The sequence below is a fragment of the Telmatospirillum sp. J64-1 genome (assembly GCF_006980715.1).
Classification (GTDB): Bacteria; Pseudomonadota; Alphaproteobacteria; order Rhodospirillales; family Magnetospirillaceae; genus Oleiliquidispirillum; species Oleiliquidispirillum nitrogeniifigens.
Genome location: NZ_SBHN01000018.1, coordinates 30056 through 52733 on the forward strand (window position 1 = coordinate 30056; position 22678 = coordinate 52733).

General features: G+C 64.9%; 24 protein-coding genes. 9 read left to right on the forward strand and 15 right to left on the reverse strand.

What is annotated here, in order from left to right; translation table 11 throughout:
- Positions 1-10: 10 nt before the first annotated feature.
- From sdhC to EPD66_RS16545, 3 genes are all read right to left on the reverse strand, one after another.
- A complete protein-coding gene (gene sdhC / locus EPD66_RS16535) occupies positions 11-394 on the reverse strand; it encodes a succinate dehydrogenase, cytochrome b556 subunit (protein ID WP_142849611.1) in 384 nt (127 codons plus the stop codon).
- 223 nt (positions 395-617) lie between these two features.
- Entirely contained in the window at positions 618-1673 is a 1056-nt protein-coding gene (locus EPD66_RS16540; RefSeq protein WP_142849612.1) for a MaoC family dehydratase, read from the reverse strand.
- Positions 1674-1869: 196 nt separating this feature from the next.
- Positions 1870-2760 (reverse strand): CoA ester lyase, encoded by an 891-nt coding sequence (locus EPD66_RS16545; protein WP_142849613.1) that lies wholly within the window; start codon positions 2758-2760, stop codon positions 1870-1872.
- Positions 2761-3052: 292 nt separating this feature from the next.
- On the opposite strand from EPD66_RS16545, the gene EPD66_RS16550 reads away from it, so the two are divergent.
- The 3 genes from EPD66_RS16550 (at position 3053) to EPD66_RS16560 (ending at position 5212) form a co-directional block, all read left to right on the forward strand.
- Positions 3053-3667 (forward strand): LysE family translocator, encoded by a 615-nt coding sequence (locus EPD66_RS16550; RefSeq protein ID WP_142849614.1) that lies wholly within the window; start codon positions 3053-3055, stop codon positions 3665-3667.
- A 64-nt stretch (positions 3668-3731) separates the two neighbouring features.
- Positions 3732-4124 (forward strand): group III truncated hemoglobin, encoded by a 393-nt coding sequence (locus tag EPD66_RS16555; protein ID WP_142849615.1) that lies wholly within the window; start codon positions 3732-3734, stop codon positions 4122-4124.
- A gap of 101 nt (positions 4125-4225) precedes the next feature.
- Positions 4226-5212: a M23 family metallopeptidase gene (locus EPD66_RS16560; RefSeq protein WP_142849616.1), complete on the forward strand. Its 987-nt coding sequence runs from the start codon at positions 4226-4228 to the stop codon at positions 5210-5212.
- 105 nt (positions 5213-5317) lie between these two features.
- On the opposite strand, the gene EPD66_RS16565 is transcribed toward EPD66_RS16560, so the two are convergent.
- The 11 genes from EPD66_RS16565 to EPD66_RS16615 form a co-directional block, all read right to left on the reverse strand.
- On the reverse strand, positions 5318-6334 hold the full coding sequence (locus tag EPD66_RS16565) for an aspartate-semialdehyde dehydrogenase (RefSeq protein WP_142849617.1): 1017 nt from the start codon (positions 6332-6334) through the stop codon (positions 5318-5320).
- Positions 6335-6638: 304 nt separating this feature from the next.
- Positions 6639-7742 (reverse strand): 3-isopropylmalate dehydrogenase, encoded by a 1104-nt coding sequence (leuB, locus tag EPD66_RS16570; RefSeq protein ID WP_142849618.1) that lies wholly within the window; start codon positions 7740-7742, stop codon positions 6639-6641.
- Between the two features lie 149 nt (positions 7743-7891).
- On the reverse strand, positions 7892-8503 hold the full coding sequence (gene leuD, locus EPD66_RS16575; RefSeq protein ID WP_142849619.1) for a 3-isopropylmalate dehydratase small subunit: 612 nt from the start codon (positions 8501-8503) through the stop codon (positions 7892-7894).
- 17 nt (positions 8504-8520) lie between these two features.
- Positions 8521-9924 carry a 3-isopropylmalate dehydratase large subunit gene (gene leuC / locus EPD66_RS16580; protein WP_142849620.1) on the reverse strand — a complete coding sequence of 468 codons (1404 nt, stop codon included), beginning with the start codon at positions 9922-9924 and terminating at the stop codon, positions 8521-8523.
- A gap of 370 nt (positions 9925-10294) precedes the next feature.
- Positions 10295-10723 carry a 50S ribosomal protein L19 gene (gene rplS / locus EPD66_RS16585; protein ID WP_142849621.1) on the reverse strand — a complete coding sequence of 143 codons (429 nt, stop codon included), beginning with the start codon at positions 10721-10723 and terminating at the stop codon, positions 10295-10297.
- A 3-nt stretch (positions 10724-10726) separates the two neighbouring features.
- Complete coding sequence (trmD, locus tag EPD66_RS16590; RefSeq protein WP_142849622.1) at positions 10727-11503, reverse strand: tRNA (guanosine(37)-N1)-methyltransferase TrmD; 777 nt, start codon at positions 11501-11503, stop codon at positions 10727-10729.
- Positions 11493-12065 (reverse strand): ribosome maturation factor RimM, encoded by a 573-nt coding sequence (rimM, locus tag EPD66_RS16595; RefSeq protein ID WP_142849623.1) that lies wholly within the window; start codon positions 12063-12065, stop codon positions 11493-11495. Before rimM ends, trmD begins: the two co-directional genes overlap by 11 nt.
- A 2-nt stretch (positions 12066-12067) precedes the next feature.
- Positions 12068-12445: a 30S ribosomal protein S16 gene (gene rpsP / locus EPD66_RS16600; RefSeq protein WP_142849624.1), complete on the reverse strand. Its 378-nt coding sequence runs from the start codon at positions 12443-12445 to the stop codon at positions 12068-12070.
- 43 nt (positions 12446-12488) lie between these two features.
- A complete protein-coding gene (gene ffh, locus EPD66_RS16605) occupies positions 12489-13850 on the reverse strand; it encodes a signal recognition particle protein (RefSeq protein WP_142849625.1) in 1362 nt (453 codons plus the stop codon).
- A 170-nt stretch (positions 13851-14020) separates the two neighbouring features.
- Positions 14021-14410 carry a type II toxin-antitoxin system death-on-curing family toxin gene (locus EPD66_RS16610; RefSeq protein WP_142849626.1) on the reverse strand — a complete coding sequence of 130 codons (390 nt, stop codon included), beginning with the start codon at positions 14408-14410 and terminating at the stop codon, positions 14021-14023.
- Complete coding sequence (locus tag EPD66_RS16615) at positions 14407-14631, reverse strand: AbrB/MazE/SpoVT family DNA-binding domain-containing protein (protein ID WP_142849627.1); 225 nt, start codon at positions 14629-14631, stop codon at positions 14407-14409. The genes EPD66_RS16610 and EPD66_RS16615 overlap by 4 nt, the downstream gene beginning before the upstream one ends.
- Positions 14632-14759: 128 nt before the next feature.
- On the opposite strand from EPD66_RS16615, the gene dapF reads away from it, so the two are divergent.
- The 4 genes from dapF to EPD66_RS16635 all read left to right on the forward strand — a co-directional run bounded on the left by dapF (position 14760) and on the right by EPD66_RS16635 (position 19571).
- The gene (gene dapF, locus EPD66_RS16620; RefSeq protein WP_142849628.1) at positions 14760-15608 is read left to right on the forward strand and encodes a diaminopimelate epimerase; all 849 of its coding nucleotides are present in this window, start codon (positions 14760-14762) and stop codon (positions 15606-15608) included.
- Positions 15605-16870 carry a tRNA (N(6)-L-threonylcarbamoyladenosine(37)-C(2))-methylthiotransferase MtaB gene (mtaB, locus tag EPD66_RS16625; RefSeq protein WP_142849629.1) on the forward strand — a complete coding sequence of 422 codons (1266 nt, stop codon included), beginning with the start codon at positions 15605-15607 and terminating at the stop codon, positions 16868-16870. Before dapF ends, mtaB begins: the two co-directional genes overlap by 4 nt.
- On the forward strand, positions 16867-18342 hold the full coding sequence (gene ftsY / locus EPD66_RS16630; protein WP_255448544.1) for a signal recognition particle-docking protein FtsY: 1476 nt from the start codon (positions 16867-16869) through the stop codon (positions 18340-18342). The genes mtaB and ftsY overlap by 4 nt, the downstream gene beginning before the upstream one ends.
- Positions 18343-18482: 140 nt before the next feature.
- Positions 18483-19571 (forward strand): acetoin utilization protein AcuC, encoded by a 1089-nt coding sequence (locus EPD66_RS16635; RefSeq protein ID WP_142849630.1) that lies wholly within the window; start codon positions 18483-18485, stop codon positions 19569-19571.
- 250 nt (positions 19572-19821) lie between these two features.
- Here the strand turns inward: EPD66_RS16635 and EPD66_RS16640 are convergent, their stop codons facing one another.
- Positions 19822-20718, reverse strand: coding sequence for an SDR family oxidoreductase (locus EPD66_RS16640; protein WP_142849631.1), 897 nt, complete (start codon positions 20716-20718; stop codon positions 19822-19824).
- Positions 20719-20784: 66 nt separating this feature from the next.
- Between EPD66_RS16640 and EPD66_RS16645 the strand changes: the two genes are divergently transcribed.
- Both EPD66_RS16645 and EPD66_RS16650 read left to right on the forward strand, forming a co-directional pair.
- On the forward strand, positions 20785-21534 hold the full coding sequence (locus tag EPD66_RS16645; protein ID WP_142849632.1) for a tetratricopeptide repeat protein: 750 nt from the start codon (positions 20785-20787) through the stop codon (positions 21532-21534).
- A gap of 392 nt (positions 21535-21926) precedes the next feature.
- The gene (locus EPD66_RS16650; RefSeq protein ID WP_142849633.1) at positions 21927-22658 is read left to right on the forward strand and encodes a PhoH family protein; all 732 of its coding nucleotides are present in this window, start codon (positions 21927-21929) and stop codon (positions 22656-22658) included.
- Positions 22659-22678: the final 20 nt, after the last annotated feature.

Consider the following 22678-nt stretch of genomic DNA (forward strand, 5'->3'; position numbering starts at 1 on the left):
CTCCCCCTTCTCAGGCCGCCAGGCCGATGATCCAGGCCAGCACGGTCAGGACGGCGGTGGCGACCAGGACCACCTTGCCCGACAGATAGGCCTGCGGAATCTCATACCCCCAGCCGGCATCCCACAGCAGGTGACGGATACCGTTGCACAGATGGTAGAACAGCGCGACGGACCAGCCGAACATCAGGATGTAGCCGATGGGCGAGCCGATGAAGGATGTCACGGTGTCATAGGCGTCCGGCCCGTAGGCGGCGGCACCGAGCCACCAGGCCAGCAGCAGCGTGCCGACCGCCAGCGCCACGCCGGTGGCGCGGTGGGTGATCGACATGATTGCCAGCAGCGGCAGCTTGTAGATTTGCAAATGCGGAGAAAGTGGCCTGTTTCGCGGTGTCATGGCAGAACGCCCCTTGCAACTGTCCGTTCGGGACCTTTTCGGCGATGGCGGATGGTTTATCCCCTCGGACAGGCAGTGTCAACGTTCGGACACTACCCGTTCTGGCGGTTTTTTTACTGCCCTAAGAAATAGGGCCGCTTGGGAAGCCCTGATCTCCGGCGGCCAAGCGGCCCATATGTTTGTTTTGTAACATGCCGTCCGCGTGGGAACGGAAGGAAAATTTTCAACCCCGGCGGGGCAGAAGGACGGTGTAATCCAGGTCCAGCACCACCGCCTTGTCGTATTCCCCGGCCGCATCCTTCAGCGGGTGATCGGCGCAGGGGCGGTCCTTGGTGGCGACCAGTTGCAGGCGCAGGGCGCCCATGTCCCTGCGGCCGGGAATCTCGATCTTCTCCACCACCTTGGTCCAGGCATGGATGGTGTCGCCGGCGAAGGACGGATTGACGTGGCGGCCGCCGTTGATGGCAAGGATCTTGAAGGCATTGCCCAGGCCGTTGAAGGACAGGGCGCGGGCGAGGCTGATGATGTGGCCGCCATAGACCAGGCGGCGGCCGAAGCGGCCCTGCCCCTCGGTGTATTGGTTGAAATGGACCTTGGCGGTGTTCTGGTAGAGGCGCGTCGCCATCATGTGCTCGGCTTCCTCGATGGTCATGCCGTCCACATGGTCGATGGCCTCGCCCTCCTGGTAATCGTCCCAGAAATGGGGCGAACCCGCCAGTTCGGCGTCATAGCCCTCCAGCGTCAGCCCGGCGGGGATCTCCAGCCGCCCGGCCGGGACGGCCTTGGGCAAATCGGGGATGACGGCCTCGGGGGCCGGGGCGCTTTCGTCACGCTTGCGCACCATCACCCAGCGCGCATAGTCCAGCACCGTCTCACCCCGCTGGTTGGTGCCGGTCGAGCGGACATAGACCACGCCGGTCTTGCCGTTGGAATTTTCCTTCAGGCCGATGACCTTGGACACCGAGCGCAGGGTATCGCCGGGATAGACCGGCGCGCCGAAGCGGCAATCGGCATAGCCGAGATTGGCCACGGCATTCAGCGACACATCCGGCACGGTCTTGCCGAAGACGATGTGGAAGGCCAGCAGGTCGTCCACCGGCGCCCTCCCCAGCCCCAGCGAGCGGGCGAATTCGTCGGAGGAGGAGAAGGCGAAACGGCTGCCGTAAAGGGCGGTATAGAGCGCCACGTCGCCCGTCGTCACGGTGCGCGGCGTGGCATGGCGGATTTCCTGGCCGAGTCGGAAATCCTCGAAGAAATTCCCGGAATTGGTCTTGGTCATGAGCGACGTCCTTGGGGAATGGAAACCAAGGCAGGAAGGGAAGGAAAGCGGCGCGCTTGCCCATCCTTCGAGACGCCCCTCCGGGGCTCCTCAGGATGAGGTCTGACGCCGCTGAAATAGCCTCATCCTGAGGAGGCTGCAAAGCAGCCGTCTCGAAGGATGGGCGGGCCACAGCCCCCTCCCCGCAATCCTGCAATCAAGCCGAGGCCAGATCCTTGCGCATGTCCTCGATCTGCTCGGCCAGGGCCACCAGGCGGCGGGCATTCTCGACATGCAGGTTCTCGATCAGCTTGCCGTCCACCACGACCACGCCCTGGCCTTGGGCTCTGGCCTCGGCATGGGCGGCGATGATCCTGCGCGACCATTCGATCTCCTTCTCGCTGGGTGAGAAGACCTCGTTGGCCTTGTCGATGGTCTTGGGATGGATCAGGGTCTTGCCGTCGAAGCCCAGTTCCAGGCCCTGGCGGCAGGAATATTCGAAGCCTTCGTCATCCGACAGGTCCAGATGCACGCCGTCGATGGCCGCCAGCCCATGGGCCCGGGCGGCCAGCAGGCACATCCCCAGGCTGGTGATCATCGGCAGGCGGTCGCGCGTATGCGCGCAATGCAATTCCTTGGCAAGGTCCGAGGTGCCCATGACGAAGCCACCCATGCGCGGCGAGGCCAGGGCGATTTCCTCGGCCCGCAGGATGCCGCGCGGCGTTTCCATCATTGCCCAGATGGCCATGTCGCCCGGCGCTCCGGCGGCATCCAGGATGGCCTCGGCCTGGCGGATCATGTCGGCGCTCTCGACCTTGGGCAGCAGCAGGCCATGGGCGCCCGAAGTGGCGGCGGCCACGATGTCGTCATAGCCCCAGGGCGTGCCGAGGCCGTTGACCCGCACCAGGATCTCGCGGCGGCCATAGCCGCCCCCGGCCAGCGCCTCGCGGACCTGGCGGCGGGCTTCGGGCTTGGAGTCCGGAGCGACGGCATCTTCCAGGTCGAAGATCAGGCCGTCGGCGGCCAGGGTCTTGGCTTTCTCCAGGGCGCGGGGGTTCGAGCCGGGCATATAGAGGACGCTGCGGCGGGGTCGCGCGATATTCGCCATCTTGGACTTCCCTTGCTAAATCAGAAGCTGCGGGACAGTAACAGCCCGAAGGCCCTCCTGGCAAGTTGCAGCGCAACATTCAGAAAGGATAGCCGCGTCATAAGGGAATTTTCTTACCACTTGGGATAGGCCAAACGAGGGAAGAAAGAACCCCGATACGCCGCCGCCTCACCTGCCCCCCCGGCATCCTTCGGAATTAATGCAGGAGAGGCGCAGAATGAGATTAACCTGCCGCCGAATCGCGATTAAAAAAACAACCTGTCATTTCCTGTTCCGGACTCATTCCCCGTCCATGGGCTTTCTAACGCTTCCGACCGGCATGCTGATCGGTCTCGCCATAGCCGCTCCCGTCGGGCCGGTAGGAATTCTGTGCATCCGCCGCGCCTTGGCGGATGGCCGCTTCGCCGCCTTCGTCGCCGGACTGGGGGCGGCCGTGGCCGATACCTTCTATGGCGCCGTCGCCGCCTTCGGCCTGAGCTTCATCTCCGACTGGCTGATGGAATGGGAACGCTCCCTGTGCCTGGTCGGCGGGCTCTTCCTGCTGGGCCTGGGCGTGCGCACATGGTTCACCCCCTGCGCCCTGTCCGACACCCCTCTTTCGGGCGCCGGTCTGGTCAAGGATTTCTTCGCCACGCTGGTCATCACCCTGACCAATCCCGGCACCATCCTGGCCTTCCTCGGGATCTTCGCCGCTCTGGGCGGGGTGGGCGTGAGCGGACCGGGCGAAGCCTGGCTGCTGGTCCTGGGCGTATTCCTGGGCTCGACCCTGTGGTGGATGGCCCTCAGCTTCAGCGTCACCGCCCTGCGCAACCGCTTCTCCGAACGCTGGCTAACCAAGCTGAACCATTATTCCGCCCTGGGCCTGGGCTTGTTCGGCCTTGTCCTGCTGGTCAGCCTGCTCTTTTAAAGTTGTATCTCAACAGCCTCTTTTGGCAGTTTAGCGGAGCGAACAACGGAGGGGGAGTGCGGCCATGCGTTACGAAGAGATCACCGAAGAATCCCTGTGCACCATGGTGGACCGCTTCTACGAGAAGGTCCGCGCCGACAGCGTGCTCGGCCCCATCTTCAACGAGCGGATCACGGATTGGGGGCCGCATCTGAGCACCATGTACGATTTCTGGCATTCGGTGATCCTGGCGCGCGGGCGCTACAAGGGCAGCGTCATGAGCGCCCATATCCAGATCCCCCAGATCAGCCCCGACAACATCACCCGCTGGCTCGCCCTGTTCCGCGAGACGACGGAAGAATTGTTCATCGATTCCCTGGCCTGGGACATCCAGGCGGTGGCCGAACGCATCGCCAAGAATATCGAACTGGGCCATGCCTTCTATCAGTCGCGCCTGAAGGAAATGGCGCAGGGATAGCGATGCCTGCTGGTGCCGTGCCCCCTCTAAAGCCCATTCTGTTTCCTGCGGCGGAAAGCGGAAATTAATGGGGAAGCGGCACAAGAAGGAAAGAGAGCAGAATGGGACGCTGGCCAGGAATCGCGGCAGCACTCGCTTTCGGAATACTCTCTGCGGCGGCGGGAGCAGAATCCTTGTCCCGGGGAAAAGACATCGCCGAAGCCTTTCTTGCCGGCGAAACCGATGCGGTTTGGGCCGAGATGTCACCCGAGATGAAGAGCGCCCTTGGCACGGCCGACGCCCTTGCGGCCGTCCAGGCGGACATGCGCCGCGACTTTGGCTCCGAAAGCGAAGTCCTATCGGAACGGATGCTCCGCGATGGCCCCTACGACGTCTACGAGCGCACCGCGCGCTGGACGGGGTCTGCCACGCCGCTCCAGATTACCGTAGCGCTCGATCCCGACGGACAGGTCGCAGGCCTTTGGGTGCGGCCGCAGCCAAAGACCGCAGATAGCCCCTATCTCGACTATGAGACCAAGACCGCGCTTCGCCTGCCATTTGACGGCGCATGGTATGTCTACTGGGGCGGACGCAGGGTCGAGGACAATCATCACGCTATCGATGCCGGCCAGCGATTCGCCCTCGACCTTCTGGTCATGCAGCACGGTCAAAGCCATTCGGGCGATCCGGCGATACTGGAAAACTACTATTGCTGGGACCGGCCGATCCTCGCCCCCGCAGAAGGCGTCATCGTGCGAGCGGTCGGCCATCTGCCGGACCAGCCGATCGGCAAGAGCGATCCCTCGAATCCGGCCGGAAACCATGTCGTTATCGATTTCGGCAACGGGGAATACGGTTTCCTCGCTCATCTGCGACAGGGAAGCGTGACGGTGGCGGAAGGAGACCAGGTCACCACAGGCACGGAAGTCGGACGCTGCGGTAACAGCGGCAATACCTCCGAACCACATCTGCACTTCCACCTTCAGACGAGCCCCAGCCTCGGCCATGGCGAAGGACTGCCCGCCCAGTTCTTGTCCTATCTCGCCGATGGCGAAGCGATCGAAAACGGCGAGCCGACAAGAGGCCAGACCGTCCAGCCGATCAAATGACGCGGACCAGCATGCCGGGAAGAAGAGGATTCATGTCAGCAGCGCAAACATAAAGGCCCGCGCTTTCGCACGGGCCTTTTGCCTGCCTGAAACAGGAAGAAGCGCTTACTTCTTCAGATACTTCTCGGCCAGCACCTCGGCGATCTGCACGGTGTTCAGGGCCGCGCCCTTGCGCAGGTTGTCGGCCACGCACCACAGGCTCAGCGTGTTGGGCTGGGTCGGGTCCTTGCGAATGCGGCTGACGAAGACGTTGTCCTCGCCGACGCATTCCTGCGGCGTGACATAACCGCCATCGGCGCGATGGTCGACGACCGACACGCCCGGCGCGCGGCGCAGGGCTTCCCGCGCATCGTCCTCCGAGATCGGGTTCTCGAACTCGATATTGATGGCCTCGGCATGGCCGATGAAGACCGGCACGCGCACGGCGGTGGCGTGGACGGCGATATCCGGATCGAGGATCTTGCGGGTCTCGACGGCCATCTTCCACTCTTCCTTGGTCGAGCCGTCATCCATGAAGACGTCGATATGCGGAATGCAGTTGAAGGCGATCTGCTTGGTGAAGCGTTCCGGCCGGACCGGGTCGTTCACATAGATGGCGCGGGTCTGGTTGAACAGCTCGTCCATGGCTTCCTTGCCGGCGCCCGAGACGGACTGGTAGGTCGAGACCACGACTCGCTTGATCTTGGCCAGGCGGTGCAGCGGCTTCAGCGCCACCACCATCTGGATGGTCGAGCAATTAGGGTTGGCGATGATGCCCGACTTGGTGTAGCCGGCGATGGCTTCCGGGTTCACTTCCGGCACCACCAGCGGCACGTTGGGCTCCATGCGGAAATGCGAGGTGTTGTCGATGACCACGCAACCGGCCGCGGCGGCGCGGGGGCTGTGGACGGCGGAAACCTTGGCACCCGGCGAAGACAGCGCGATATCGACGCCCTTGAAGTCGAAGGTGGCGAGGTCGCGGACCTTGAGCACCTTGTCGCCGAAGGACACTTCGCGGCCGGCGGAACGCTCGGACGCCAGCGGAATCACCTCATCGACGGGAAAATCGCGCTCATACAGCGTTTCCATCATCTCGCGGCCCACATTGCCCGTGGCGCCGATGACTGCAACCTTGTAACCCATGTTTACTCCTCTCTGGCCTCTCTCGGGCCCTAACCGCGTGCCGCCTCATACGAAAAGGCCCGCAGTCGCGTCTGCGGGCCTTTTCGTATAGTCGTGACGAACCGGCCCGCTCAAGCGGTGGTGGTGGTGCCGGTTTTGGTGGTGCGAACGGAAAAAGCCGCGCCCTTGGGGGTCGCGGTGGTCAGAACATCAATGCGGACTGCGCAAGCGGTCATTCTGCCTTCTCCGTGGAGGCGAAGTGTTACAATAACGCGCCGAAAAAGGCAAGGGGAAAGGCCCGAAAGCCCTTCCCCGCATTAAAAAATCAGACCAGCTTGTCCAGTTCGCGGACCACGGCTTCGCCCATGACGGTGGTCGAAACCTTGGCCTTGCCCGGCTGCATGATGTCGCCGGTGCGCAGGCCGCCGTTGAGAACGTTCTCGACGGCCTTTTCCACCAGATCGGCATCCTGGTCCAGGTTGAAGGAATAGCGCAGCATCATAGCGAAGCTGAGGATCGTCGCCAGCGGGTTGGCGAGGTCCTTGCCGGCGATGTCCGGGGCCGAGCCGTGGACCGGCTCGTACATGGCACGGCGCTTGCCCTTGTCGTCGGCAGCCCCCAGCGAGGCCGAGGGCAGCATGCCCAGCGAGCCGGTCAGCATGGCGGCGCAGTCGGACAGGATGTCGCCGAACATGTTGGTGGTCACCATCACGTCGAACTGCTTGGGATTGCGCACCAACTGCATCGAGGCGTTGTCCACATACATGTGGGACAGTTCCACGCCGGGATATTCCTTGTGGACCTTCTCGACCTCTTCACGCCACAGGATGGTCGATTCCAGCACATTGGCCTTGTCCACCGAGCAGACGCGCTTGTTGCGCTTCATGGCCAGGTCGAAGGCGACCTTGGCGATGCGCTGCACTTCCGGCGAGGTGTAGACCAGGGTGTTGTAGCCCTTGCGGGTGCCGTCGGGCAGCGTGTCGATGCCGCGCGGCTGGCCGAAATAGATGCCGCCGGTCAGTTCGCGGACGATCATGATGTCGAGACCGGCCACGACTTCATGCTTCAGGGTCGAGGCATCGGCCAGGGCGTCGAAGACCACGGCGGGGCGCAGATTGGCGAACAGGCCCATTTCCTTGCGCAGGCCGAGCAGGCCGCGCTCGGGCTTCACGTCGAAGGGCAGGTTGTCCCATTTCGGGCCGCCGACGGCACCCAGCAGCACCGCATCGGCTTCCATGGCCGCAGCCAGGGTCTCGTCGGTCAGGGGCACGCCATGGGCGTCGATGGAGGCGCCGCCGACCAGGCCGCTGGTCACGTCGAAATTGATGCCGCGCTTCTTCGCCATCCATTCGATGATGCGCATCACCTGCGCCATCACTTCGGGGCCGATACCGTCGCCGGGCAGGAACAGAAGCTTATTGGTAGCCATTTACTTTACGATCCCCCTGAAAGTCCTTGGACCGCCCCACTCTTCGAGACGCGCTTCGCGCGCCTGAAGGGGTGAGGCTATTCCGTCATTTATTTAATCCTCGTCCCGAGAAGGCCCCGAAGGGGCCGTCTCGAAGGACGGCCACCCCATCAGGCCGCAAGCCAGGGCTGAGACGTACGCAGGCGCGTTTCATACTCTTCGATGGACGAAGCCTTCTGCAGCGTCAGGCCGATATCGTCCAGGCCGTTGAGCAGGCAATGCTTGCGGAACGGATCGACCTCGAAGGCAACCACGCCGCCGTCGGGACGGGTGATTTCCTGCTTTTCCAGGTCGATGGTCATGGTGGCGTTGGCGCCGTTCTCGGCATCCTTCATCAACTGGTCCACCACGTCCTGTGGCAGCTTGATGGGCAGGATGCCGTTCTTGAAGCAGTTGTTGTAGAAGATGTCGGCGAAGCTGGGCGCGATGACGCAGCGGATGCCGAAATCCAGGATCGCCCAGGGGGCATGTTCGCGCGACGAGCCGCAGCCGAAATTGTCGCCCGCCACCAGGATCTTGGCATTGCGATAGGCCGGCTTGTTCAGGACGAAATCGGGCACCTCGTTGCCCTTGTCGTCATAGCGCATCTCGTCGAACAGGTTCTTGCCCAGCCCCGTGCGCTTGATGGTCTTCAGGAACTGCTTGGGGATGATCATGTCGGTGTCGACATTGATGATCGGCAGCGGAGCAGCCACCCCGGTCAGCTTGTTGAACTTTTCCATGGTCGCAGTCCCTCGGTTCAGATCTTGCGCACGTCGGTCAGATAACCGGTGATGGCGGCGGCGGCGGCCATGGCCGGGCTGACCAGATGGGTGCGGCCGCCACGGCCCTGACGGCCTTCGAAATTACGGTTCGAGGTCGACGCGCAACGCTCGCCGGGTTGCAGACGGTCGGCATTCATGGCCAGGCACATCGAGCAGCCGGGTTCGCGCCATTCGGCACCGGCCTCGCGGAAGACCTCGTCCAGGCCTTCGGCCTCGGCCTGTTCCTTGACCAGGCCCGAGCCCGGAACCACCAGCACGCGCATGCCCTCGGCGACCTTGCGGCCCTTCAGCACCTCGGCGGCGGCGCGCAGATCCTCGATGCGGCCATTGGTGCAGGAGCCGATGAAGACGGTGTCGACCTTGACGTCTTCCAGCTTCATCCCCGCCGTCAGGCCCATATAGTCGAGGGCACGCTGCACGGCGCGGCGGCGGCCTTCATCGGCGATCTCGTCCGGGTTGGGCACGGTGCCGGTGATGGGCAGCACGTTCTCGGGGCTGGTGCCCCAGGTCACCTGCGGCACCAGCGAAGCGGCGTCGATCTCGATCTCGGCGTCGAACACGGCGCCTTCGTCGGTATGCAGGGTCTTCCAGTAGCTGACGGCGGCTTCCCAGGCGGCGCCCTTCGGCGCGCGCGGACGGCCCTTCAGATATTCGAAGGTGGTTTCGTCGGGCGCGATCAGACCGGCGCGGGCACCGGCTTCGATGGTCATGTTGCAGACCGTCATGCGGCCTTCCATCGACAGGCTGCGGATGGCTTCACCGGCATATTCGACGACATAGCCGGTGCCGCCGGCGGTGCCGATCTTGCCGATGATGGCCAGGGCGATGTCCTTGGCCGTGCAGCCCACCGGCAGCTTGCCCTTGACGGTGATGCGCATGTTCTTGGCCGGCTTCTGCACCAGGGTCTGGGTCGCCAGCACATGCTCGACCTCGGAGGTGCCGATGCCGAAGGCCAGGGCACCGAAGGCGCCATGGGTCGAGGTGTGGGAGTCACCGCAGACGATGGTGGTGCCCGGCAGGGTGAAGCCCTGTTCGGGACCGACGATATGCACCACGCCCTGGCGGATGTCGTCCATCGCCAGATATTCGACGCCGAAATCGGCCGTGTTCTTCTCCAGCGTCTCGACCTGGACGCGGCTTTCCTCGTCGGCGATGCCGACGGAACGGTCGGTGGTCGGTACGTTATGGTCGGCGACAGCCAGGGTCAGCTCGGGCCGGCGGACCTTGCGGCCGGAAGAGCGCAGCCCTTCGAAGGCCTGCGGCGAGGTGACCTCGTGGATCAGGTGACGGTCGATATAGATGAGGCAAGTGCCGTCATCTTGTACGTCAACCAAGTGACTGTCCCAGATCTTGTCGAACAGGGTGCGGGGCTTTGCCATGTCCTAAGCTACTCCAGACTCGTCGGCTCCGGAACGGAAGGCGCCATGTGAGGCTCCGGTCGCGGGGCGGGATTCCTTATGCCGTAAGGTTGCGGAATCTACCCCCTCCCATCACGAAATGAAAGAGTCGCGGACCGGCCCGCGCGCGATAAAATCTAACGCGGATGGTGAATGAAATTGATGCCGGAAAAAAGATCGGGCGGGACCGGCTTCCCGATCCCGCCCGATTCGACAGGCACAGCCTGAAGACCTTGCAAGCCGCCGACAAAAACCTTTCCCATTCGTCACCCCCGCGAAAGCGGGGGCCCATGGATTCCCGCTTTCGCGGGAATGACGAGGGAAAAGAGGCTTTGTCAGCCCTCTGGCGAGCTTAGGCCTTGTTGCCAGCCTTTTCGGCGGCAGCGGCTTCGCGCTCGGCCTGGGCGACCTTGGCGGAGTAGCCGGTGGTCTGCTCGGCGATACGGGCCGACTTGCCGCGGCGCTCACGCAGGTAGTAGAGCTTGGCGCGGCGGACATCGCCACGGCGAACCACTTCGATGGTCGCCACGTTCGGGGAGTACAGCGGGAAGACGCGCTCGACGCCCTCGCCGTAGGAAATCTTGCGGACAGTGAACGAGGAGTTCAGGCCATCGTTCCTGCGGGCGATGCAGACGCCCTCATAGGCCTGCAGACGCTCGCGCTGGCCTTCCACCACCTTGACGCTGACCTTCAGGGTGTCGCCCGGCTTGAAATCCGGAACGCCGCGCTCGGCGGTCAACTTCTCGATCTGCTCCTGCTCGAGCTGCTTGATGATGTTCATCGCTCAATCCTCGTTTGCCGTCCTGGCTTTCTTCGCCGGCCCGCCGGTCACGTCGCCTGGGGCCATATTGCCTGATCTGGCCGACACATACCGTCCCCATAGGTCCGGTCTGCGCTGCCGCGTCACCTCTTCGGCCTGACGCAAGCGCCAAGCCCTGATCTTCTCGTGGTGGCCCGAAAGCAGAACCTCGGGCACCGCCCGTCCCTGCCATTCGGCCGGACGGGTATAATGGGGATATTCAAGCAATCCCCGCTCGAAACTTTCCTCCGACAGCGATTCCTCCTTGCCCATCACTCCGGGCAGGAGGCGCACCACGGCATCCATCAGGATCATCGCCGCCGGTTCGCCGCCGGACAGGACGAAATCGCCGATGCTCACCTCTTCGACCGCATGGGCCTCCAGCAGACGCTGGTCGACCCCTTCGAAACGGCCGCAGAGGATCGTCACCCCCGGCTCTTCCGCCAACTCGCGCACGCGCTGCTGGGTCAGAACCCGGCCTCGCGGCGTCATATAGATCAACGGACCCGAACCCCGCTTGGCGCGTATCGCCGCATCCAGCACATCCGGCCGCATCACCATGCCGGGCCCGCCGCCAAAGGGGGTATCGTCTACGGAACGGTGTTTATCGCTTGCGTAATCGCGAATGTCCACCGTTTCCAACGCCCATTTCCCTTCGGCCAAGGCCCGCCCCGCCAGGGACAGGCCCAACGGCCCCGGAAACATCTCGGGGAAGATCGTCAGCAAGGTGGCCGTCCAGGCCGGTTGCGGCCTATCGTCCATCTTCGCCCTCTTCTTCCCCCGCCTCTTCGGCCCCGCCTTCCGGCTTCGCCTCCACCTCGGGCGGAGGCTCGACCACCAGGCGGCCCGCCTTGACGTCCACCATCGGAACCACCGCCTTGGTGAAAGGCAGCATGATCACGGTTCCGTCGTTCCGGCCGATCTCGATCACGTCGCCCGCGCCGAAATCGTATATCCCCCTGACCCGCCCGAACGGGCTGCCGTCGGAGAGTTCCGCCGCCAACCCGATCAGGTCGGCGTGATAGAACTCGTCTTCCTCGGGCTCGGGCAGGGAGGCCCGGTCCACATGCAGCGTCACGCCTTTCAGCGCTTCGGCGGCATCGCGGTCGGTGACCCCGGCAATGGTGCAGATGACCACGCCCTTGGCCTCGCCGACCACCTTGAGCCGAAAGCTCCGCTTACCCTGCTCGTCGCTGACCGGCCCATAGGCGGCCACGTCGAGCGGATCGGCGGTGAAGCTCTTGACCCGCACCGCGCCCCTTACACCCTGGGCTCCGACGATAACGCCGACGCAGACGGTTTCAGGACGCGATTGAGCAGCCATGCTTATTCGGCGGCGCCTTCAGCAGCGGCGGCGGCGGCAGCTTCGGCGGCCTTCTGGGCTTCCTTCAGACGCTCCTGGGCCTTGGCCTTCGGCACCGGCTTCTTGGTCTGCTCGGAACGCGGACGCGCGGCCATCAGACCGGCTTCGGCCAGGAACTTGGCGACGCGGTCGGTCGGCTGGGCGCCCATCTTCAGCCAATGGCTGACGCGCTCGCTCTGCAGGGTGATGCGGTTCTCGTTCTCACGCGGCAGCATCGGGTTGTAGGTGCCCAGCTTCTCGAGGAATTTGCCATCGCGCGGGCTGCGCGCATCGGCGAGCACGATACGATAGAAGGGACGCTTCTTAGCGCCGCCACGGGCGAGACGGATCTTCAGGGCCATACTTCGCGGTTCCTTAAGTCTTGGTCCAATGTGTAACGGTTTCTCAGCCCAGGCCCTTGGGCGGCAGAAGGCCCTGGATGCCATGACGCATCAGGCCCTTCTTGCCCATCTTGCCGACCTTTTTCATCATGTCGGCCATCTGCTGGTGCTGCTTGAGAAGGCGGTTGACCTCTTGCACGGTGACTCCGGCGCCGGCCGCGATGCGGCGCTTGCGCGAAGCCTTGATGAGGTCGGGATTGCGGCGTTCCTTGGGCGTCATCGACAGGATGATCGCTTCCTGGCGGGCGACCATCGAATTGTCGATATTGGCGTTCTCGATCTGCTGCTTGAACTTGCCGATACCGGGCAGCATTCCCATGATGCCCTTGATATCGCCCATCTTGCGGATCTGGCGGAACTGCGCGGCCATGTCTTCCAGGTCGAACTTGCCCTTGGTGACCTTGGCGGCGAGTTTCTCGGCCTCTTCCTTGTCGATATGCTCGGCGGCGCGCTCGACCAGGCTGACCACGTCGCCCATGCCCAGGATGCGGCCGGCGATGCGGTCGGGGTGGAAGACCTCCAGCGCGTCGAGCTTCTCGCCCTCGCCCAGGAACTTGATGGGCTTGCCGGTGACCTGACGCATCGACAGGGCCGCGCCACCGCGCGCATCGCCGTCGATACGGGTCAGGACCGAGCCGGTGATCCCCACCTTTTCATTGAATTCGCGGGCCAGGGTCACGGCATCCTGGCCGGTCATGGCGTCGACCACCAGCAGCGTCTCGACCGGCTTGGCGACGTCGCGCACGCGGGCGACCTCGTCCATCAGCTCCTGGTCGATATGCAGGCGACCCGCGGTATCGAGGATGACGACGTCGTAGCCTTCCTTGCGGCCGACGTCCAGGGCCCGCTTGGCGATGTCCACGGGCATCTGGCCCATGACGATGGGCAGCGAGCCCACATCCGCCTGCTTGGCGAGAATTTCCAATTGCTGCTGGGCGGCCGGACGATAGACGTCGAGCGAGGCCAGCAGGACCCGCTTCTTCTCGCGGGTCTTCAGACGCAGGGCGATCTTGCCCGAGGTCGTGGTCTTGCCCGAGCCCTGCAGGCCGACCATCAGCACCACGGCGGGCGGGGCGGCATTCAGGTTGAGTTCGGAACCGTCCGTGCCCAGGGTCTCGACCAGCGTGTCATGGACGATCTTGACGACCATCTGGCCCGGCGTGACCGACTTGATCACTTCCTGGCCGACCGCCCGCTCCTTGACCTTGTTGACGAATTCCTTGACCACCGGCAAGGCGACGTCGGCTTCGAGCAGGGCGATGCGCACTTCGCGCATGGCTTCGGCGACGTCCGATTCCGAAAGCGCGCCGCGCCCCCGCAACCGGTCGAAAACCGTCCCCAGCCTGTTGCTCAAACTCTCGAACATGCCTGTCCTTTGCGACCCGAACTCATTCAGCCAAACAAAAACGGCGCCAGCGTGCGAAACTCGCAGACTGACGGCCTCCTCGGAGGGCAACGGCAAAACTTCTGCCGATGAAGGCTGCCCTTCTACGCCCCTGAACACGGAGAGTCAAGGATAAGGCACCGCCCCGGCGATCAGACCGCCGCAATCGCGGCGCGCATCCACTCGGCCAGCGCCTCTTCCTCGACTTCGCCCGCAGCCAGGGCGAGGAACATCGTCACGCATTCGGCATCGGAAGCGGTCAGTTCATGGCCGTTGAGCGCCAGGAACAATTCCGCGACCACCAAGGCCGTGCGCTTGTTTCCATCGAAAAAGGGATGATTGCGCGCAATGCCATAGGCGTAAGCAGCCGCCAGGGCGGCGATATCCGCCTCTCCATCATAAGCGGCACGATTGGCCGGACGGGCTAGGGCCGAAATCAGCAGCCCCTCATCCCGCACGCCCGCCTTTCCGCCATGCTCGGCCAGATGCTCTTCATGCAGGGCGAGGACGACCGCAAGCTCCGCCCACACCCAATCCGTCACTTCGCCAGTTCCCGCAACGCGGCACGGCGCTTCTTCATGATCCTGCGCGCTTCGTCCATCTGCGTTTCGAAGGCCGGATCATAAGGAGTGATGCGGAATCCGTCCGGCGTTTCCGTCAGATAAACGACATCGCCCTTCTCGACCTTGAGCTTGGCCAGCACATCCTTGGGCAGGATGACTCCCGAGGAATTGCCAACGGCGGTCAGCTTGAGCTTGTACATCGGCACCCTCCACGGTCTTACATCGGTTATAACATGAGGAAACAGCCCGCCAAACGCAATCGCTCGCCTCTCCTTAGCCCCCCTCTTCTATGGACTCACTCCCCCTCTGCCCCATATAACGGCGCATCATGACCGCATTTTCCGCCACGGGACGTCCGTTCCTCAAGATGCACGGGCTGGGCAACGACTTTGTCGTTCTCGATGCCCGCGCCCATCCGCTCGACCTGACCGATGCTCAGGTGCGGGCCATCGCCGACCGCAAGACCGGGATCGGCTGCGACCAGTTGATCGTGATCGAGCCCGCGCGCGATAAACTAGCCGACGCCTTCATGCAGATCCGCAATGCGGACGGCTCGACCGTCTCGGCCTGCGGCAATGCCACGCGCTGCATCGCCCATCTGCTGATGGAGGAAAGCGGCGACAGCCATACGGTCATCGAAACCAATGCCGGGCTGCTGGATGCCGAACGCGGCGAGAACGGCATGGTCACCGTGGATATGGGCCCGGCCCGCCTGGACTGGCGCGAGATCCCCCTGGCCCGGCCAGTGGACACGCTGCATCTGGGCATCACTATGGGGCCGCTTGCCGATCCCGTCGGTGTGTCGATGGGCAATCCCCATGCCGTCTTCTTCGTGCCCGACGCCGAAGCGGTGACGCTGGACGTCCTCGGCCCGCCGCTGGAACATCACGAGATGTTCCCCGAGCGCGCGAATATTGAGGTGGCGCAGGTTCTTTCGCCCGATCGCATCCGCATGCGGGTGTGGGAGCGCGGCTCGGGCATCACCCAGGCCTGCGGCACCGGCGCCTGCGCCACCCTGGTCGCCGCCGCGCGCCGAGGCCTGACGGGACGCAAGGCCGAGGTGATCCTGGACGGCGGCAGCCTGTTCATCGAATGGCAGGCCGACGACCATGTGGTGATGACCGGGCCGGTGGCGCTGGCCTTTTCCGGCACGCTTGACGCAAGCCTTTTGGAATGAACGACGAAAGCAGCCGCGAGACCGAGATCGTCACCTTCGGGTGCCGCCTCAACACCTATGAATCCGAGGTGATGCGCGACCATGCCCGCAAGGCGGGGCTGCAGGATGCCATCATCGTCAATACCTGCGCCGTCACCTCCGAAGCCGAGCGCCAGGCCCGCCAGACCATCCGCAAGCTGCGGCGCGAGCGCCCCGGCGCGCGGATCATCGTCACCGGCTGCGCCGCCCAGGTTCATCCCGAAAAATTCGCCGCCATGGCGGAAGTGGACCAGGTGCTGGGCAATGCCGAGAAGATGAAGGCGGAAAGCTGGCTGCTGCCCGTCGAAGAGCATCGCGTTCTGGTCACCGACATCATGCAGGTGCGCGAGACGGCCGAACATCTGGTCGGCGGCTTCGAGGGCCGCGTGCGCGCCTTCGTCGAGGTCCAGCAGGGCTGCGACCACCGCTGCACCTTCTGCATCATTCCCTTCGGACGCGGCAACAACCGTTCCGCCCCCATCGGGCGCATCGTCGATCAGGTGCGAGAACTGGTCGCCAACGGCTATCGCGAAGTGGTGCTGACCGGCGTCGACATCACCGGCTACGGCACCGACCTGCCGGGCAAGCCCAGTTTGGGCCAGATGACCCGCCGCCTGCTGGCCCAGGTGCCCGAACTGCCGCGCCTGCGCCTGTCCTCGCTCGATCCGGTCGAGGTCGATGACGACCTGCTGCGCCTGATCGCCGAGGAACCGCGCCTGATGCCCCATTTCCACCTGTCCATCCAGGCCGGGGACGACATGGTGCTGAAACGCATGAAGCGCCGCCATCTGCGCGCCGACGTGCTGAGGATCGCCGCCGAAATCCGCGCCCGCCGTCCCGATGCCGCCCTGGGGGCCGACATCATCGCCGGCTTCCCCACGGAAACCGAGGAGATGTTCGCGCGCTCGCTCGACATCGTGGACGAGACCGGCCTGACCCATCTGCACGTCTTCCCCTATTCGCCCCGCCCCGGCACCCCGGCGGCCCGCATGCCCCAGGTGCCCGGCGACGTGGCCAAGGAGCGGGCGGCAAGGCTGCGCGCCAAGGGCGAGGCGGCAATGAACGGGCTGCTGGCATCGCGCATCGGCACGACCGCGCGGGTGCTGATCGAGAAGGACGGCCAGGGCCAGTGCGAGCATTACCTGCCCGTGCGCATCCCCGGCGGTGCGCCGGTGGGGGAAGTGGTCGACGTCCAGATCGCCGCGGTCGAGGGCGGCATACTCATCGGACAGGGGAAGGCATGATGGCCGAGGAAAAGAAGAAGAAGGGTTGGCTCTCTCGCCTGTTCGGCGGACGCGACGAAGCACCGGAAGAGACTTCCGCACCCGAAGAGACGCAAGCCCCCGAAGAAACGCCGGCACCCGAGGAAAGCCCGGCGCCCGAAGAGGTTCCCCCGGAAGAAATTCCGGCAGATGTTCCGGCCGAGGATCCCGCCGTGGTGCCGGAGCCCGAGGTCGTTCCCGAGCCCGAACCCTTCGAGCCCATCCCCGCCGCCGAAGCCGGTCCCATCGCCGAAGCCGCACCGGAAGAGATCATCGAGGCGCTGGAAGGCCAGTTCCTCTCCGAGGAACTGGCCGAGGAGGCCGAGCGCCAAGCCGAGGCCCGCGCCGCCGAAACCGCTCCCGAAGAGGAAGAGGAAGAGGAAGAGGAAGAGGAAGAGGAAGAGGAAGAGGAACGGGAACCCGAAGCTCCCGAACCCGACGAACCAGAGGCGGAAGCCCCGGCCTCGGAAGTCCTGGAACCCGAAGCGGCCGAGGCCCCGCAGCCTGTCGGCGCCCCCCAGGCCGAGAAGCAGAGCTGGTTCGCCCGCATCCGCCAGGGCCTGTCGCGCTCCTCTTCCCGTCTGACCCAGGGCCTCACCGACCTGTTCACCAAGCGCAAGCTCGACGACGAGGCGCTGGAGGAACTGGAAGAACTGCTGATCACCGCCGATCTCGGCGTCTCGACCGCCAACCGCGTCACCCAGCGCCTGGCGAAGTCGCGCTTCAACGAGGAAGTGGCGCCCGAGGAGATCAAGGCCGCCTTGGCCGACGAGGTCTCGAAGGTGCTGACCCCCGTCGCCGTGCCGCTGGAAATCGACCGCGCCAACAAGCCCCATGTGGTGCTGGTGGTCGGCGTCAACGGATCGGGCAAGACCACCACCATCGGGAAGATGGCGAAGCATTTCCGCGACCAGGGCTTGAAGGTCACGCTGGCCGCCGGCGACACCTTCCGCGCCGCCGCCGTCGAACAGCTGAAGGTCTGGGGCGACCGCACCGGCTGCCCGGTCATCGCCCGCGACACCGGTGCCGATGCCGCAGGCCTCGCCTTCGACGCCCTGAAGGAAGCCCAGGCCCGCCAGGACGACCTGCTGCTGATCGACACCGCCGGGCGCCTTCAGAACAAGCAGCACCTGATGGCCGAGCTGCAGAAGATCGTCCGCGTCCTGAAGAAGCATGACGAAACCGCGCCCCATTCCTGCCTGCTGGTCCTCGACGCCACGGTCGGCCAGAACGCCCATTCGCAGGTGGAAATCTTCAAGGAGATGACCCAGGTCACCGGCCTCGTCCTGACCAAGCTCGACGGCACGGCGCGTGGCGGCGTCCTCGTCGCCCTGGCCGAGAAGTTCAAGCTGCCGGTCCATTTCATCGGCGTCGGCGAAACCGCCGAGGACATGCGCTCCTTCTCCGCCGACCAGTTCGCCCGTGCGCTGGTCGGACTGGAGACGTTGAAGTAAGGGGTCCGTTCCACTGTCCTTCGAGACGGCTGCGTCGCAGCCTCCTCAGGACGAGGAAAAGCTTTTTCTTTTTAGAGAATTAGCCTCGTCCTGAGGAGGAGCCCCGAAAGGGGCGTCTCGGAGGGCGAGGCGGGCCATTGATGCAGCACCCATATTTCATCGGCAGCGACATCTATCGCGGTTCCAGCTACGGCAAGGGCCATCCGCTGGCGATCCCACGGGTCTATCCGGTGATCGATCTGTGCCGGGCGCTGGGCTGGCTGCCCGATTCGGCCTATGTGGAAAGCCGCCCGGCAACGCCGGAGCAACTGGCGCGCTTTCACCGCCCCGAATACATCGCCGCCCTGATGCGGGCCGAAGCCGAGCAGCAGGCGCTGCCGGACTTCAATATCGGTGTCAACGGCAACCCGGTTTACGGGGAAGTCTTCCGCCGCCCGGCCACTTCGGCGGGCGGATCGATCACGGCGGCAAGGCTGGTGGCCGACGGCGGCTGCGTCTTCCATCCGGCAGGAGGAACCCATCACGGCCGCCCTGATCACGCCTTCGGTTTCTGCTATCTGAACGATCCGGTGCTGGGATTATACGCGCTGCTCGACCAGGGGCTGGAGCGCATCCTCTACCTGGACCTGGACGCCCATCACGGCGACGGCGTGCAGGAGGCCTTCCACGACGAGGACCGCGTCTTCACCATCTCGGTCCACGAGGCCAACCGCTGGCCGCGCACCGGGCTGCTGCACGACCGGGCGGGCGGCATGGCGCGGAACTTGCCGGTGCCCCCGGGCTTCAACGACAGCGAGATGTGCTTCCTCGTCACCCAGGCGCTGCTGCCGCTGGCCGAGGACTTCCAGCCGCAGGCCATCGTCATCCAATGCGGCGCCGACGCCCTGGCCGACGATCCGCTGTCGAAGCTGGAGCTTTCCAACCGCGCCCTGTGGCGCAGTGTGGCCGCCTTCCGCGACCTCGCCCCGCGCCTGATCGTGCTGGGCGGTGGCGGCTACAATCCCTGGTCCGCCGCCCGCTGCTGGACGGGACTATGGGCCCTGCTCAACGACCACCCCCTGCCCGAGCGCCTGCCGCCCCAGGCCGAGGAGGTGATGCGCGCCCTGTGGTGGGACCATCGCCGGGGCCGCAACGCGCCGGAACACTGGTTCACCACCCTGGCCGACACTCCCCACCCCGGCCCGGTGCGCGAGGAGATCCGCGCGGTGGTGCGGGCGGTGATGGCATAGGCTGTTTTCCCGTATTCTCTCATTCCGTCACTCCCGCGAAAGCGGGAGTCCAGGGCGACGCCGCCACATGATGGATTCCCGCTTTCGCAGGAATGACGAGTGAATCAACGGGGATCAAAGGGCCTTGGCCCGCCCTGTCCTTCGAGACGCCGCTGAAGCGGCTCCTCAGGACGAGGCTATTTCATATCACAATCGTCCCCTCGTCCTGAGGAGGCCCGAAGGGCCGTCTCGAAGGACGCCTGACAGATGTCTAGACCGGACTCCGCCTCGGCATATCCCGCTCTGCCTCCAGCACCGCGCGCAGGCCGGATTTGTAATCGGGATGGATCAAGCGGACGCCCAATTCCGTCTTGATCAGGTCGTTGCGCACGCGCTTGTTGTCGGCATAGAAGCTGGCCGCCATGGGCGAGAGACCGGCCTGGTCGAAGGGGACTTCGGGCGGCGGTTCCATCTCCAGCAATTGGGCGGCATAGGTAATGACGTCCTGAGGCGGGGCCGGATCGTCGTCGCAGACATTGTAGATGGCGCCGCCGCGTGGCCGGTCCATCGACGCCTCCAGCACCTGGGCGATGTCATCCACATGAATGCGCGAGAACATCTGGCCCGGCTTGACGACGCGGCGGGCCTTGCCGGCGCGCAGGGACTCGATGGCGCTGCGCCCCGGCCCGTAGATACCGGCCAGGCGGAAGACATGGACCGGCAGGCCGTGATCCCGCCACAGTCCCAGCCAGCCTTGTTCCGCCTCGGCGCGGCGTTCCGAGCGCTCCAGGCTGGGCGTGACCGGCGTCGTCTCGTCCACCCAGCCGCCGTCATGGTCGCCATAGACGCCGGTGGTCGAGAGGTAGCCGAACCAGGACAGGCCGGGCAAGGCGGCGATCTCCCGGCCATGCAGGGCGAGGACCGGATCGCCCTGCGCATCCGGCGGCACCGAGACCAGAATATGGGTGGTTCCGGCCAGGACGACCGGATCGAGCGGATGGTCGCGATCGAAGAGATGGACCTCGATCCCCATCTCGCGCAGGGCCTGTACCTTGTCTCCGGAACGGCAGGTCCCGGCGACGTTCCAGCCGGAACGCAACAGGCGACGCACCAGGGCCATGGCCGAAAAGCCCAGTCCGAAACAGAAAAGACGCCGATGCCCGCTCATCCTCGACCTTGAAATCGCCACAAGGAGAGGGGAGTCTAGCCCGGCCCTTTCCCGACTGACAAGACAATGCGCCGAATTCTCCTGACGATCTCCGCCGCCGCCCTTTTCTCAACGCCCGTTGCCGCCGGGGAAACCATCGATCCCGCCCGGGAATATCCCCGTTGCATGGCCTTGGCCCGCGACAATCCCGTGCAGGGATGGGAACTGGCCCTGGCCTGGACCAGCCTGGGCGGCGGCGACCCCGCCCGCCATTGCGCCGCCGTCGCCCTGATCGGCCAAGGAAAATACGAAGAGGCCGCCACGCGCCTGGAAAGCCTGGCCCAGGAAAGCCGCGCCGAGCCGGAGATCCGGGCCGGGATGCTGGCCCAGGCGGGACAGGCCTGGCTGATGGCCGGGCAGGTCAGTCGCGCCGATGCGGTGCAGACCGCCGCCCTGGCGCTGGTCCCCGATGACGTGGAGCTGCGGATCGACCGCGCCGTCACCCTGGCCGAAGCCGGACGCCATGCCGAGGCCCTGGTCGATCTCGATGCCGCCCTGGCCATCGATCCCGGCCGCGCCGATGCGCTGAGCCTGCGCGCCAGCGCCCATCGCCAGACCGGCAATCTGGCCGCCGCCCTGGCCGATGCCGAAGCCGCGCTGAAGAGCGATTTCTCCCATGCCGAGGCCTGGCTGGAATACGGCCTGGCGAAATATCTGAGCGGCGACGCCCCGGCGGCGCGCGAGGCCTGGCAGCGCGTCCTCGCCATGGCGCCCGACGGGGAACTCGCCCAACTGGCCCAGCGGAACATCGAGATGCTCGACATCTCGGCCCCCTGACCCTTGCCGAAGGTCCCGGCGGCCTCTCTTTCGGTGGGGGAGAGGCCGCCATTCCGGCTTTCTCTTTTGTGTCATAGAGACGCGAAACCGGCGGCATTGCTGGGAAAAAGGCCTCCTCGGCGGCGGCACCCCTTGCTTTCCCCCTTTAGAACCCCCTTGCACGCGGCTTCCGTTTGGTCCCACATTAATCGCGAGTGGACGGCTTACTTTGCGTCTATTCCCGTCTGCCAGGGGGACTCGTATGCAGGAACGAAAACCCGCACTTGTCGCACCGACCCGTCCTTCCGGCGGAGCAGCAGACGCATCCCTCCATTCATCAGTGCATGATCGGGCCTCCCTTTGCGGAGGCCTTTTTCATGTCTTCTTTCCCGTCCCAGACGATGGAGACTGCCATGGCTAAGCGCGCTCGCCCCGTGGTTCCCGAAACGACGGTCCGTGACTTTCCGCCGATCCACGCCCTTCCGACCGGCTGGACGCCGCTCGACGAAAACCGCGATCAATCCTATGTGCGCCGCATCAAGCCGCGTAGCGACAATCAGCGCCTGCTACTGGAATCGCTGGATGGCTTCCATCTGACGGTTGCCCTCGGCCCGGCCGGCACGGGCAAGACCTATCTGGCCATCGCCAAGGCGGTCGAGGCGCTGGAAGACGGCCGGGTCGGACGCATCGTCCTGACCCGTCCGGCGGTCGAGGCGGGAGAAAGCCTGGGCTTCCTGCCCGGCGACATGCAGGAAAAGCTGGCGCCCTATCTGCGCCCCCTCTACGACGCCCTGACCGAACGGCTGGGCGGCAAGCGCCTGCGCTCGCTTCTGGCCGACGGCAGCATCGAGATCGCCCCTGTGGCCTATATGCGCGGGCGGACCCTGAACAATGCCTTCGTCGTCATCGACGAGGCGCAGAACTGCACCTATGGCCAGATCAAGATGCTGCTGACCCGCCTGGGCTGGCATTCCACCATGGTCCTGACCGGCGACCCCGACCAGAGCGACCTGCTGCCCGGCATGTCGGGCCTGGCCGAGATCGCCCAGCGCCTGGGCGCCCTGCCCGACGTGTCGGTAGTGCAGCTGGGCGAGAAGGACATCGTCCGCCATCCGCTGGTCGCCAGCATGCTGACAGTGCTGTAAAGGACACCGGACAGGCTGCG